Here is an 11,439-nt window from a genome sequence, read left to right as displayed (position 1 = left end):
ATGGTTATGCTATTTTAAATAATAGCTTATCGTTTAATCACCTGAGTTTATTCTGCATCAGGTGGATATATGAGCAATAAACGAATGGCTTAGCTGTAAGTAATTCGTGCTATCGCCAATGCCAATCTTTGTAAATAGGTCAGTATATAAATACTGGCCTATTTTATAAACTGATATACAATTGTGCTGACATTTTCTTGCGGATTGTTATATGAAAAAGTACCAGCAGCTGGCGCAGCAGATTACCGAACAGATTGGCCTTGGGGTGTGGTTACCCGGCGACCGGCTGCCCTCACTGCGGGAACAGGTGGTCAGCAGCGGGATGAGTTTCATGACCGTCAGCCACGCCTACCAGCTGCTGGAAAGCCAGGGCCGGATCATTGCCCGCCCGCAGTCCGGCTATTATGTCGCGCCGCAGCCGATCAAACAGCGTCAGCCTGAGCCGCCCGCCCAGGTGACGCGCGATGAGTCCGTTGATATCAATACCTACATCTTCGAGGTGCTGCAGGCCAGCCGTCAGGCGTCCATGCTGCCCTTTGCCTCCGCTTTTCCCGATCCGCGCCTGTTTCCGCTGCCGCAGCTTAACCGCTCTCTGGCGCAGGTCAGCAAAACCGCCACCGCCATGAGCGTGATTGAAAACCTGCCGCCGGGGAATGATGAACTCCGCCATGCCATTGCCCGCCGCTACGCGCTGCAGGGAATGAATATCTCGCCGGATGAAATCGTCATCACCGCCGGAGCGCTGGAGGCGTTGAACCTTAGCCTGCAGGCCGTTACTGAACCGGGCGATTGGGTCGTTGTGGAAAACCCCTGCTTCTACGGGGCGCTGCAGGCGCTGGAGAGGCTGCGCCTGAAGGCGCTGTCGGTGGCGACCGATGTCAAAGAGGGCATTGACCTCGACGCGCTGGAGCAGGCGTTGCAGAATTACCCGGTTAAAGCCTGCTGGCTGATGACCAACGGGCAAAATCCGCTCGGCTTTACCCTCAGCGCGGAGAAAAAAACGCAGCTGGTCGCGCTGCTGGCGCGCTACAAGGTGATGCTGATTGAAGATGATGTCTACAGCGAGCTCTATTTCGGCCGCGAGAAACCGCTGCCGGCAAAGTACTGGGATCGCGACGATATGACGCTGCACTGCAGCTCTTTTTCCAAGTGCCTGGTGCCCGGGTTCCGCATTGGTTGGGTGGCGGCGGGCAGGCACGCCCGACGCATTCAGCAGCTACAGCTGATGAGCACGCTCTCAACCAGTTCACCCATGCAGCTGGCGCTGGTGGATTACCTCTCGACCAAGCGCTATGACGCCCATTTGCGGCGTTTGCGCCGCCAGCTTGCCGAGCGCAAGCAGCTGGCCTGGCAGGCGCTGCTGCGCCATCTGCCCGCTGAGGTGAAAATCCATCATAGCGACAGCGGCTATTTTCTCTGGCTTGAGCTCCCCGCCGGGAGCGACGCGGGGGAGCTGAGCGCCCGCGCGCTGGCGTATAATATCAGCATTGCGCCGGGGAAAATGTTTTCCACCTCCGCCAGCTGGACCGCATTTTTTCGCTTTAATACCGCGTGGGGCTGGGGCGAAAGAGAGGAGCAGGGGGTTAAGCGGCTGGGCGAACTGATTCGCGAGATGCTGGCGTAGCTGGGATGGCGGTCCGCTTGCCCGGGCAGGGGAAGCTTATTGGCGCCCGGGCAAGCGCAGAATATCCCTGACCGGTCCGGCCGCCACCCGGCAAAAAACCGCGGCGGCAGAGAAAACGGTTTTTTCATTTATCCGGGGTTTTGTTTATATCCAGCGGTTATCACTTTCCTTAAAAATATGCCGCTGACGCAGGCTGAATATCATGCCCGTTATTATTGTTTCGCGGTAAACCATATGAAATTTGCATAGTCATATTAACTCGCTAACCGCTTGTCTATAATCCGCAAAGTCAGCCCGTGTCGCACGTTTTGTGCGTAATGCGCCCCTTGTCACAACCTGAATAAATTTCCCCGGGAGGCCATAGCGCGCCGTCTACTGTTATTAAGGGAGATATTTTTACGGCATGGCTGCCGCTCATTTTCTTGTGACAGGAGTAAGACCCGATGAGCAAAAAAATTGCCCGTGGCAGCCTTTGCGTGCTGGGTATGGTTTGCCTGACGGCGCAGGCCGCCGAGCCGCCGACATCTCTCGATAAAGGCGAAGGCCGTCTCGATATTATCGCCTGGCCGGGATATATCGAACGGGGACAGACCGATAAAAGCTACGACTGGGTAACCCAGTTTGAAAAAGAATCCGGCTGTCAGGTCAACGTCAAAACCGCCGCCACGTCCGACGAGATGGTCAGCCTGATGGCGAAAGGCGGTTATGACCTGGTCACCGCGTCCGGCGACGCCTCGCTGCGCCTGATTATGGGCAAGCGCGTGCAGCCGATTGACACCGCGCTGATCGCTAACTGGAAATCCCTCGACCCGCGCGTGGAAAATGGCGCGTGGTTCAACGTCAACGGTAAGGTTTACGGCACTCCCTACCAGTGGGGGCCGAACCTGCTAATGTACAACACGAAAACCTTCCCGACGCCGCCGGACAGCTGGAGCGTGGTGTTCGTCAAACAAAACCTGCCGGACGGTAAAACCAACCTGGGCCGCGTGCAGGCCTATGACGGGCCGATTTATATTGCCGATGCCGCGCTGTTCGTCAAAGCCACCCAGCCGCAGCTGGGCATCAGTGATCCCTATCAGCTTACCGAAGCGCACTATCAGGCGGTACTCAAGGTGCTGCGCGATCAGCACGCCCTGATTCATCGCTACTGGCACGATACCACCGTACAGATGAGCGATTTTAAAAACGAAGGCGTCGTGGCCTCCAGCGCCTGGCCCTATCAGGCCAACGGTCTGAAGGCGGAAGGTCAGCCGATTGCGACCGTTTTCCCGAAAGAGGGCGTCACCGGCTGGGCGGATACCACCATGCTGCATAGCGACGCGAAACACCCGGTCTGCGCCTATAAATGGATGAACTGGTCGCTGACGCCGAAAGTGCAGGGGGATGTCGCGGCCTGGTTTGGTTCGCTACCGGTGGTACCCGAGGGGTGCAAAGCCAGCGCGCTGCTGGGGGGCAAAGGCTGCGAGACCAATGGTTACAACGAATTTGCCAAAATCGCGTTCTGGAAAACGCCGGTAGCGGAAGGCGGGAAATTTGTTCCCTATAGCCGCTGGACCCAGGATTACATTGCGATTATGGGCGGTCGTTAAGTCGCCGGAGGCGAAGAACATGCACGCGGTAGAGTTCGATAATGTTTCGCGGCTGTACGGCGACGTGCGGGCGGTGGACGGCGTCAGCATCGCCATTCGCGATGGCGAATTTTTCTCCATGCTGGGGCCCTCCGGCTCCGGCAAAACCACCTGCCTGCGCCTGATTGCCGGGTTTGAACAGCTTTCGGGCGGCGCCATTCGCATTTTTGGTAAAGCGACCAGCGAACTGCCGCCGTGGCAGCGCGACGTGAATACGGTGTTCCAGGATTACGCGCTGTTTCCTCATATGTCGGTCCTCGATAACGTCGCCTACGGGCTGATGGTCAAAGGCGTCGGTAAGAAAGCGCGGCATGCCCGCGCGCTGGAGGCGCTGGAGAAGGTCGCGCTCGCGTTTGTCCACGCGCGCAGGCCATCGCAGCTTTCCGGCGGCCAGCGCCAGCGGGTGGCGATCGCCCGCGCGCTGGTGAATCAGCCGCGCGTCCTGCTGCTGGATGAGCCGCTCGGGGCGCTGGATTTAAAACTGCGTGAACAGATGCAGCTGGAGCTAAAGAAACTGCAGCAGGCGCTGGGCATTACCTTTATTTTTGTGACCCACGATCAGGGCGAAGCCCTGTCGATGTCCGATCGCGTGGCGGTGTTTAATAATGGGCGAATCGAACAGGTTGATGCGCCCCAGGACCTCTATTTGCGGCCTAAAACGGCGTTTGTGGCCGGCTTTGTCGGGACCGCCAACGTATTCAGCAGCGAGCAGGCGCACAAGCTGTGCGCGATGGCGGGAACGTGGTCGCTGCGCCCGGAACATATCCGGCTGAACGTTGCCGGGGAGATCCAGACGGAGGGCGTCGTGCAGGCGGTGCAGTATCAGGGGGCCGCGACCCGCGTCGAACTCAAGCTGGCGAACGGCGAGAAGCTGTTGGTGAGCCAGGCGAATAGTGATGGTCATGCCGCGCTAAACGCGCCGCCGGTGGGGCAAACGGTGCTGGCTTCGTGGTCGCGAGCGGCGATGGTGCCGCTGGAGAGCGGAGGCTGATATGACGATGGCGATTCCGTCCGCCACCACCGGGCGCGTATCCGCGCTGTTCTGGCGTAAACCCTCGCTGGCCCTGTTTTTGCTTCTGCTTGGCCCGCTCATGTGGTTTGGCATTGTCTATCTGGGATCGTTGCTGACTCTGCTATGGCAAAGCTTTTACACCTTCGACGATTTCACCATGTCGGTCACTCACGACCTGACGCTGGCCAATCTGCAGGCGCTGTTTAACCCGGCGAACTACGACATCATTATTCGTACCCTGACGATGGCGCTGTCGGTGACCGTCGCCAGCGCGATTCTGGCCTTGCCTATGGCCTGGTACATGGCCCGCTATACCCGGGGCAAGATGAAGGCGTTTTTCTACATCGCCGTGATGCTGCCGATGTGGGCAAGCTATATCGTCAAAGCCTATGCATGGACGCTGCTGTTGGCGAAAGATGGCGTTGCGCAGTGGTTCCTGCGCCATCTTGGCCTGGAAAGCGTACTGAGCATGGTGCTGACGATCCCGGCGGTCGGCGGCAATACGCTATCGACGTCCGGACTGGGGCGCTTCCTGGTGTTCGTCTATATCTGGCTGCCGTTTATGATCCTGCCGGTGCAGGCCGCGCTGGAACGCCTGCCGCCATCATTGCTTCAGGCCTCCGCCGATCTGGGCGCTCGTCCGCGCCAGACCTTCCGCTACGTGGTGCTGCCGCTGGCGATTCCCGGCATTGCCGCAGGCTCGATTTTTACCTTCTCCCTGACGCTCGGCGATTTTATCGTGCCGCAGCTGGTGGGGCCGCCGGGGTTCTTTATCGGCAATATGGTCTATTCCCAGCAGGGGGCGATTGGCAATATGCCCATGGCGGCGGCGTTTACCCTGGTGCCTATCGTGCTGATTGCCCTTTATCTGGCGTTTGTGAAACGTCTGGGAGCGTTTGATGCACTCTGAACGCGCACCGCTGCTCCTGAAAGTGGCAACCTGGGGCGGGGTGATCTTTCTCCATTTCCCGCTGCTGATTATCGCGCTCTATGCGTTTAATACCGAAGACGCCGCCTTCAGCTTTCCGCCACAGGGCCTGACGCTGCGCTGGTTTAGCGAGGCGGCGGGGCGCGGGGATATTATCGATGCCGTGACGTTGTCACTTAAAATTGCCGCGCTCTCCACCGCTATCGCTCTGCTACTTGGCACGCTGGCTGCAGGTGCGCTATGGCGCAGCACGTTTTTTGGCAAGAACGCCGTCTCGCTACTGCTGCTGTTGCCGATAGCACTGCCCGGCATTATTACCGGACTGGCGCTGCTCACTGCCTTCAAGGCCGTCAATCTGGAACCCGGATTGCTGACGATCGTCGTGGGGCATGCGACGTTCTGCGTCGTTGTGGTGTTTAACAACGTTATTGCCCGCTTCCGCCGGACCTCCTGGAGCCTGGTGGAGGCGTCGATGGACTTAGGCGCCACGGGCTGGCAAACCTTTCGCTATGTGGTGTTGCCCAATTTGGGCTCGGCGCTGCTGGCGGGAGGCATGCTGGCGTTTGCCCTGTCGTTTGATGAAATTATCGTCACCACGTTCACCGCCGGGCACGAGCGCACGCTGCCGCTCTGGCTGCTCAATCAGCTCGGACGCCCGCGCGATGTCCCGGTGACCAACGTGGTTGCGCTGCTGGTGATGCTGGTGACGATGATGCCGATTCTGGGGGCCTGGTGGCTCACCCGTGACGGCGACGTCAGCGCTGAAAACGGAAAGTAAAATATCGATACAGGATAATGCTATGCAAAATAACCTTTTAATTAACGGTAAGTTAGTGGCTGGAGAAGGCGAGACCGTGCCGGTGTTTAATCCCGCCACCGGTGAAGAGATCCTGTCGATTGCTGAGGCCACGTCGGCGCAGGTAGACGCTGCGGTTGAGGCCGCGGATCGGGCCTTTATTAGCTGGAGTCAGACCACGCCGAAGTTCCGCGCCGAATGCCTGCTATCGCTGGCGGACGTGATTACTGAACATGCGCAGGCGCTGGCTGAGCTTGAATCGCTCAACTGCGGTAAGCCGCTGCACTGCGTGGTCAACGATGAGCTACCGGCGGTCGCCGATGTCTTCCGCTTCTTTGCCGGCGCGGCCCGCTGTCTACCGGGCATGGCGGCGGGTGAGTATCTCGAAGGCCACACCTCCATGATTCGCCGCGACCCGGTTGGCGTGGTGGCCTCCATCGCGCCCTGGAACTACCCGCTGATGATGGCGGCATGGAAGCTGGCCCCGGCGCTGGCGGCAGGCAACTGCGTGGTGATCAAACCCTCGGAGATCACCCCTTTAACGGCACTCAAGCTGGGTGAGCTGGCAAAAGACGTTTTCCCCGCCGGGGTGCTTAACGTGCTGTTTGGCCGCGGCGCCACGGTCGGCGATCCGCTGACCGCTCACGCGAAAGTCCGCATGGTGTCGTTGACCGGTTCGATCGCCACCGGCGCGCATATCATCGGCCATACCGCATCGTCGATTAAACGTACGCATATGGAACTGGGCGGGAAAGCGCCGGTTATCGTCTTTGATGACGCGGATATCGACGCGGTGGTGGAGGGCGTACGGACCTTTGGGTTCTATAACGCCGGCCAGGACTGTACCGCCGCCTGCCGGATTTACGCCCAGGCCGGAATTTATGACCAGCTGGTGGAAAAACTCGGCGCCGCGGTCGCCAGCCTGAAGATGGGCCCGCCGGAAGACGAAACGACCGAGCTGGGGCCGCTGAGCTCGCAGGCGCATCTGGACAGAGTCTGCGCCGCCGTCGATGCCGCCCGCGCGCTAGCGCATATTCAGGTGGTCACCGGCGGCAGCAAAGGGCCAGGCAACGGTTACTACTATCAGCCGACGCTGCTGGCGGGAGCGAAGCAGGAAGATGCGATTGTCCAGCGCGAGGTCTTCGGCCCGGTGGTCAGTATTACCTCATTTCATGACGAAGATCAGGCGCTGAGCTGGGCCAACGATTCGCAGTATGGTCTGGCTTCGTCGGTCTGGACCAGGGACGTCGGCAGGGCGCATCGCCTGAGCGCGCGTCTGCAGTATGGCTGCACCTGGGTTAACACCCATTTCATGCTGGTGAGCGAAATGCCGCACGGCGGGCAGAAGCTTTCGGGCTACGGCAAGGATATGTCGATGTACGGTCTGGAAGATTACACCACGATCCGGCACGTCATGATTAAGCACGGATAGGACGCGTTGGTGATAATCGCGAAGCGGACAGATTACCCTGCTAATAGTTAGTCATAGCAAAAAAAGCTAAAACGGAAGCGCTGGTTTATGAGAATATTCTCATGCCCCTTCAAGAGCTAAGCCATGATGAGTGCCGGAGATAAGCGCCGGATGGGGCTGGTACCCCCCCAGGGTGCAGGATGCACCCTTAACGGGACACTGCAACGATTGATAATGATTCGTAAGCCCCTGCATGATATGCAGGGGCTTTTTGTTGTACGGTCGCTGCGGGTTTGTTACTGCGAGTGCGCCTGATATCGTAGCGTCATCAATTTATTACGTATCTGGTCATCTGGTTTTTCGAAAATGATTATCAGACTAACGTTTTGTTTTTTTGCTCGGTAAACTCGCCTGGCGACGTTCGCGAACATAGGAAAAAAGATTATAAATTGCAGCAATGAGTAAAATAAGCGCCACAATGAGAAGGGCGATTCCTGACATGTACCACCTCAAAAATAAATGAGTAAAAAACAAGCTTCGCATAACTTGTGATTATGAATGTATGATTTTGTGCTAAATAACGCAAATGATATTTCTTATCATTTAAAACCGGGCGGGGATGTCTGGCTGTTTGCTTTCGTTGTAATCTACTGATATATAGATTATTTCTAATTATGGATTCATTCTACTGCAATCCTGGCTGCCCTGGAACCTGCTAATAATGATGATCGCATACCGGCATCGCGTCCAGGCGAGTATAAAGAACAGTAAACAATTCCCCACCGGTATGAAAAGCGCCTTTGTTTTTCACTGTACCGTTAAGCGTAGGTGGTCGTGCCGGGATGATATTAAGGCCCGGCATTAACCCTATTAATAATCATGTTATTGATATCGGCAGATGAAATTATTATGCCTGCGATCGGCAATATAAATCCGGTGAAATTTATTCGCGCGCGATAATCTTTAGATTCTGCGTAATTGTAATATTTATGTTAAATATTACGCATATCCAGGACGTGGATAAGAGAAAGGACGCAGGTTTGACTTTCTATAGCCGCTCATGCGAACATTCGGCGCAATTTGTTGCTTCGAAGTTGATATTGTTTTGAAAAAAATAGCGTGTTTCCTTTTTGTGGCCTGCGCCACGGCGATGCTTTACGGGAATTTTCCGGCCAAACAGATTATGGGCTGTGAAGAGCAGGGCGTCGCGGAACCGGTCTGCATGGCGGCCGCATGGGATAGTGAAAAAGTCGATCTTTTGCCGGCCTGGAATCCCGACGTCCAGAAGCTGATTACCGCGCAAAAGACCCTGTCTGCTGCGGAGCCGGGGTCTTTCAAATCGTAAAAAAGCAGCCTTCACGGGCTGCTTTTTTAGGTTTCATTGCTGAGTAAAATCGCTAAAACCAACCAAAACGAACGGATAACAGGCCGATAAGCGCAAGTGCCGCGCCGACATTTATCAGAAGGACGGTTTTGCTGGAAACATCCATAACGCCACCTTTATAAATAAGCCTCTACATTTATAGTACGAGCTCAAAGTTTGCGCTATCGGACAAAGACGAATCGGGCGTTTTTCTGAAATTAACCCTGTTACCTGTTTTAAAATACCATAATCTCTGACGCACTCTGGGGGTGCGAAAAGGCATCGCGGTCGGCGAAAATGCCAGTCAGGGAAGGAAGAAGAAAAATGACGTTATACCAGAAAATGCTGATTTTTTACGGAGTTATGGGCTTCATCTGCGCGGTAATCAGCTGGTTCTTAACGAAAGAGAGCCGCTGGATCCGCCTGCTGGCGGCGCTGTTGATTGGTGCGACATGGCCGTTCAGTTTTCCCATGGCGCTGCTGGTCTCCCTGTTTTGAAGGAAAAATCGATGGCTCACTCTTGGTTATGACTGTATAAAAAAACAGTCATCACTCACGGAGCCTTTTCGATGCTTAGTTTTTACTCTTCACAGGCTGGCGCTATAGTGCGCTGGCTCGACCTGCCCGGTCGCGGCGACCCTGTTGTTTTTATCCACGGCCTGGGCTGCGCCTCGACCTATGACTATCCGCGCGTTGCCGCCGACCCGGCGCTGGCCGGGCGGCGAATGATTCTTGTCGATTTACCCGGTTTCGGCTACAGCGATAAACCCGAGTCCTTCGGCTACCGTATTGGCGATCAGGCCGGGGTGGTGGTTGAGCTGCTGGACCGCTTAGGGCTTGAGCGCTGCTATCTTTATGGCCACAGCATGGGGGGCAGCGTCGCGATTGAAGCGGCCGAGCGGCTCGCCGGACGGGTGCGGGCGCTGCTGGTGGCCGAGCCTAATCTCTATCCCGGGGGCGGCATGTACAGCAGACGTATCGCCGAACAAACTGAAGAACGCTTTATTGCTCGCGGCTACGCCGACATGCTGTCCGCCGACGCTTCGCCTTGGGCCGGCTGTCTGCAAAACAGCGCCCCCTGGGCGGTATGGCGCGGCGCGACCAGCCTGGTGAAGGGCGTTAATCCCTCCTGGTTTAGCCGCTTTATCCACTTATCCTGTCCTAAGGCTCTGATATACGGTGAAGATTCGCTACCGGCCCGGGAAGCGACGGATAGCGAAGCCGCCGGGATCCCGCTGCTGGTGATACCCCAGGCCGGGCACTCAATGGCGTGGGAAAACCCATCGGCGCTGGCCCGTACGCTGGCCGATTTTTACTCCACCATAGAGGCAGAAGCCTGATTCGTGATCGCCGCATATAAAAAGAAACTATATTTCATTTATTTTGATATATGGTTTCTTTTATTCATGGCGAGCGTGAAATGCGAAAAATCACTATCCTGGGTATCTCGGCTTTACTCTTTACACCGCTGCTTCTGCAAGGGTGCGCGACGCAAACTCCGCGCGGGACGACCTCCCGTCCGCAGCTTACTGCGGCAGAAGCGGCAACCTTCACCATTGAGCGCTATTTTGCGCAAGGCGGCGCGTTAAGTGCCCCCGATGGCCCCTGGTCGCCATCGCCAGTTCACCTCCCGCAAACCGAGAGTGCGTGGCGCGTGGCGCCGTCGGGAGCGCCGTTCACCCGCATTCAGCAGGCGGTTAACGCGGCAATAGACCAGCATGGGGCGCAGGAGGCGCGCATCTATATCCGCATCGAACCGGGCATCTATCGGGAGACGGTCTATATCCCTGAAGGCGCGCCGCCGATAACCCTCTACGGCGCCGGAGATAGTCCTGAAGAGGTGAGAATTGAGCTGGCAATAGACTCGCAGCTCTCGGTAGCGCGCTATCGCCAGCGGGTAAATAGCCAACAGCAATACCGCGAAGGCGATCCGGCATGGTATCAGTATGCGCTGTGCGCCGGGCGAACCAGCAAGACGATAGGCACCAACTGCGCGGCGGTGGTCTGGTCGCAAAGTGCGGATTTTCAGCTGCTGAATCTCAGCGTAGCCAATAGCCTGCTGGATACCGTCGACGGTGGGACGCATCAGGGCGTGGCGCTGCGGACGGACGGCGATCGCGTGCAGCTGGAGAACGTCCGCCTGCTCGGACGTCAGGACACGCTCTACGTAAATACCAGCAATCGGCGCAATGAGGCGGTAACCGACCGTATCAGCCGGGTATACGTGAAAGACAGCTACGTCGAAGGGGATGTGGACTACGTCTTTGGCCGGGCGAACGCCGTTTTTGATAACGTCCATTTTCACACCGTCTCAACGCGCCGCTCGCCCGAGGCATACGTGCTTGCGCCGAATACGTTGCCGGATAATCCATACGGCTTTCTGGTGAAGAATAGCCGCTTTACCGGTGACGGCGGCTATCAGGGCAACTTCAAGGCGAAGCTGGGCCGCGCCTGGGATCAGGGGGCGGGGAAGACCGGTTATTTAGCGGGTAAAACCGCTAACGGGCAGGTGCTTATTGCCAACAGTACTATCGATCAAAGCTACGATCGGCTTTCCCCCTGGGGCGCTGCGGCCACCACCGCCCGGCCGTTCCGCGGCAACACTTCCGCAGAACGGCAGCTTGATGATGTTGCCTTCAATCGCCTGTGGGAATTCAATAACCGCTGGCAGCCCTGA

Annotated in this window: 12 protein-coding genes; 10 read left to right on the top strand and 2 right to left on the bottom strand. The window is 57.1% G+C overall.

The annotated features are described in order from the left end of the window. Positions 1-211 precede the first annotated feature (211 nt). The 6 genes from JLG71_RS14770 to patD all read left to right on the top strand — a co-directional run bounded on the left by JLG71_RS14770 (position 212) and on the right by patD (position 7,420). Entirely contained in the window at positions 212-1,624 is a 1,413-nt protein-coding gene (locus JLG71_RS14770; RefSeq protein ID WP_004850592.1) for an aminotransferase-like domain-containing protein, read from the top strand. Between the two features lie 443 nt (positions 1,625-2,067). Then, a complete protein-coding gene (gene ydcS / locus JLG71_RS14765; RefSeq protein WP_200913548.1) occupies positions 2,068-3,213 on the top strand; it encodes a putative ABC transporter substrate-binding protein YdcS in 1,146 nt (381 codons plus the stop codon). Positions 3,214-3,232: 19 nt separating this feature from the next. Then, the gene (locus JLG71_RS14760) at positions 3,233-4,243 is read left to right on the top strand and encodes an ABC transporter ATP-binding protein (protein ID WP_049084272.1); all 1,011 of its coding nucleotides are present in this window, start codon (positions 3,233-3,235) and stop codon (positions 4,241-4,243) included. Position 4,244: 1 nt separating this feature from the next. Beyond that, positions 4,245-5,174 (top strand): ABC transporter permease, encoded by a 930-nt coding sequence (locus tag JLG71_RS14755; protein WP_042945096.1) that lies wholly within the window; start codon positions 4,245-4,247, stop codon positions 5,172-5,174. After that, positions 5,164-5,970 (top strand): ABC transporter permease, encoded by an 807-nt coding sequence (locus JLG71_RS14750; protein WP_004850598.1) that lies wholly within the window; start codon positions 5,164-5,166, stop codon positions 5,968-5,970. The genes JLG71_RS14755 and JLG71_RS14750 overlap by 11 nt, the downstream gene beginning before the upstream one ends. A 22-nt stretch (positions 5,971-5,992) precedes the next feature. Beyond that, entirely contained in the window at positions 5,993-7,420 is a 1,428-nt protein-coding gene (gene patD, locus JLG71_RS14745; protein ID WP_116280056.1) for an aminobutyraldehyde dehydrogenase, read from the top strand. A gap of 357 nt (positions 7,421-7,777) precedes the next feature. On the opposite strand, the gene JLG71_RS14740 is transcribed toward patD, so the two are convergent. Next, on the bottom strand, positions 7,778-7,900 hold the full coding sequence (locus tag JLG71_RS14740; protein ID WP_139153617.1) for a small membrane protein: 123 nt from the start codon (positions 7,898-7,900) through the stop codon (positions 7,778-7,780). A 559-nt stretch (positions 7,901-8,459) separates the two neighbouring features. On the opposite strand from JLG71_RS14740, the gene JLG71_RS14735 reads away from it, so the two are divergent. Next, the gene (locus JLG71_RS14735; RefSeq protein ID WP_014229236.1) at positions 8,460-8,744 is read left to right on the top strand and encodes a hypothetical protein; all 285 of its coding nucleotides are present in this window, start codon (positions 8,460-8,462) and stop codon (positions 8,742-8,744) included. A gap of 52 nt (positions 8,745-8,796) precedes the next feature. Here the strand turns inward: JLG71_RS14735 and yncL are convergent, their stop codons facing one another. Further along, positions 8,797-8,889 carry a stress response membrane protein YncL gene (gene yncL, locus JLG71_RS14730; protein WP_004101822.1) on the bottom strand — a complete coding sequence of 31 codons (93 nt, stop codon included), beginning with the start codon at positions 8,887-8,889 and terminating at the stop codon, positions 8,797-8,799. Between the two features lie 197 nt (positions 8,890-9,086). Between yncL and JLG71_RS14725 the strand changes: the two genes are divergently transcribed. The 3 genes from JLG71_RS14725 to JLG71_RS14715 all read left to right on the top strand — a co-directional run bounded on the left by JLG71_RS14725 (position 9,087) and on the right by JLG71_RS14715 (position 11,439). Beyond that, the gene (locus tag JLG71_RS14725) at positions 9,087-9,260 is read left to right on the top strand and encodes a GhoT/OrtT family toxin (RefSeq protein WP_004850604.1); all 174 of its coding nucleotides are present in this window, start codon (positions 9,087-9,089) and stop codon (positions 9,258-9,260) included. A gap of 71 nt (positions 9,261-9,331) precedes the next feature. Continuing rightward, entirely contained in the window at positions 9,332-10,102 is a 771-nt protein-coding gene (locus tag JLG71_RS14720; RefSeq protein WP_025107890.1) for an alpha/beta fold hydrolase, read from the top strand. Between the two features lie 80 nt (positions 10,103-10,182). Next, positions 10,183-11,439: a putative acyl-CoA thioester hydrolase gene (locus JLG71_RS14715; protein WP_064405031.1), complete on the top strand. Its 1,257-nt coding sequence runs from the start codon at positions 10,183-10,185 to the stop codon at positions 11,437-11,439.

The sequence above is a fragment of the Klebsiella michiganensis genome (genome assembly GCF_015139575.1).
In the GTDB taxonomy this organism is placed as follows: domain Bacteria; phylum Pseudomonadota; class Gammaproteobacteria; order Enterobacterales; family Enterobacteriaceae; genus Klebsiella; species Klebsiella michiganensis.
This window is presented reverse-complemented; position numbering and strand designations above follow the sequence as displayed.

Coding starts and splice junctions, on each gene's coding strand:
- JLG71_RS14750 (WP_004850598.1), top strand. CDS start 5,164: ATGCACTCTGAACGCGCACCGCTGCTCCTGAAAGTGGCAACCTGGGGC.
- JLG71_RS14755 (WP_042945096.1), top strand. CDS start 4,245: ATGACGATGGCGATTCCGTCCGCCACCACCGGGCGCGTATCCGCGCTG.
- yncL (WP_004101822.1), bottom strand. CDS start 8,889: ATGGATGTTTCCAGCAAAACCGTCCTTCTGATAAATGTCGGCGCGGCA.
- patD (WP_116280056.1), top strand. CDS start 5,993: ATGCAAAATAACCTTTTAATTAACGGTAAGTTAGTGGCTGGAGAAGGC.
- ydcS (WP_200913548.1), top strand. CDS start 2,068: ATGAGCAAAAAAATTGCCCGTGGCAGCCTTTGCGTGCTGGGTATGGTT.
- JLG71_RS14725 (WP_004850604.1), top strand. CDS start 9,087: ATGACGTTATACCAGAAAATGCTGATTTTTTACGGAGTTATGGGCTTC.
- JLG71_RS14720 (WP_025107890.1), top strand. CDS start 9,332: ATGCTTAGTTTTTACTCTTCACAGGCTGGCGCTATAGTGCGCTGGCTC.
- JLG71_RS14735 (WP_014229236.1), top strand. CDS start 8,460: ATGCGAACATTCGGCGCAATTTGTTGCTTCGAAGTTGATATTGTTTTG.
- JLG71_RS14715 (WP_064405031.1), top strand. CDS start 10,183: ATGCGAAAAATCACTATCCTGGGTATCTCGGCTTTACTCTTTACACCG.
- JLG71_RS14740 (WP_139153617.1), bottom strand. CDS start 7,900: ATGTCAGGAATCGCCCTTCTCATTGTGGCGCTTATTTTACTCATTGCT.
- JLG71_RS14760 (WP_049084272.1), top strand. CDS start 3,233: ATGCACGCGGTAGAGTTCGATAATGTTTCGCGGCTGTACGGCGACGTG.
- JLG71_RS14770 (WP_004850592.1), top strand. CDS start 212: ATGAAAAAGTACCAGCAGCTGGCGCAGCAGATTACCGAACAGATTGGC.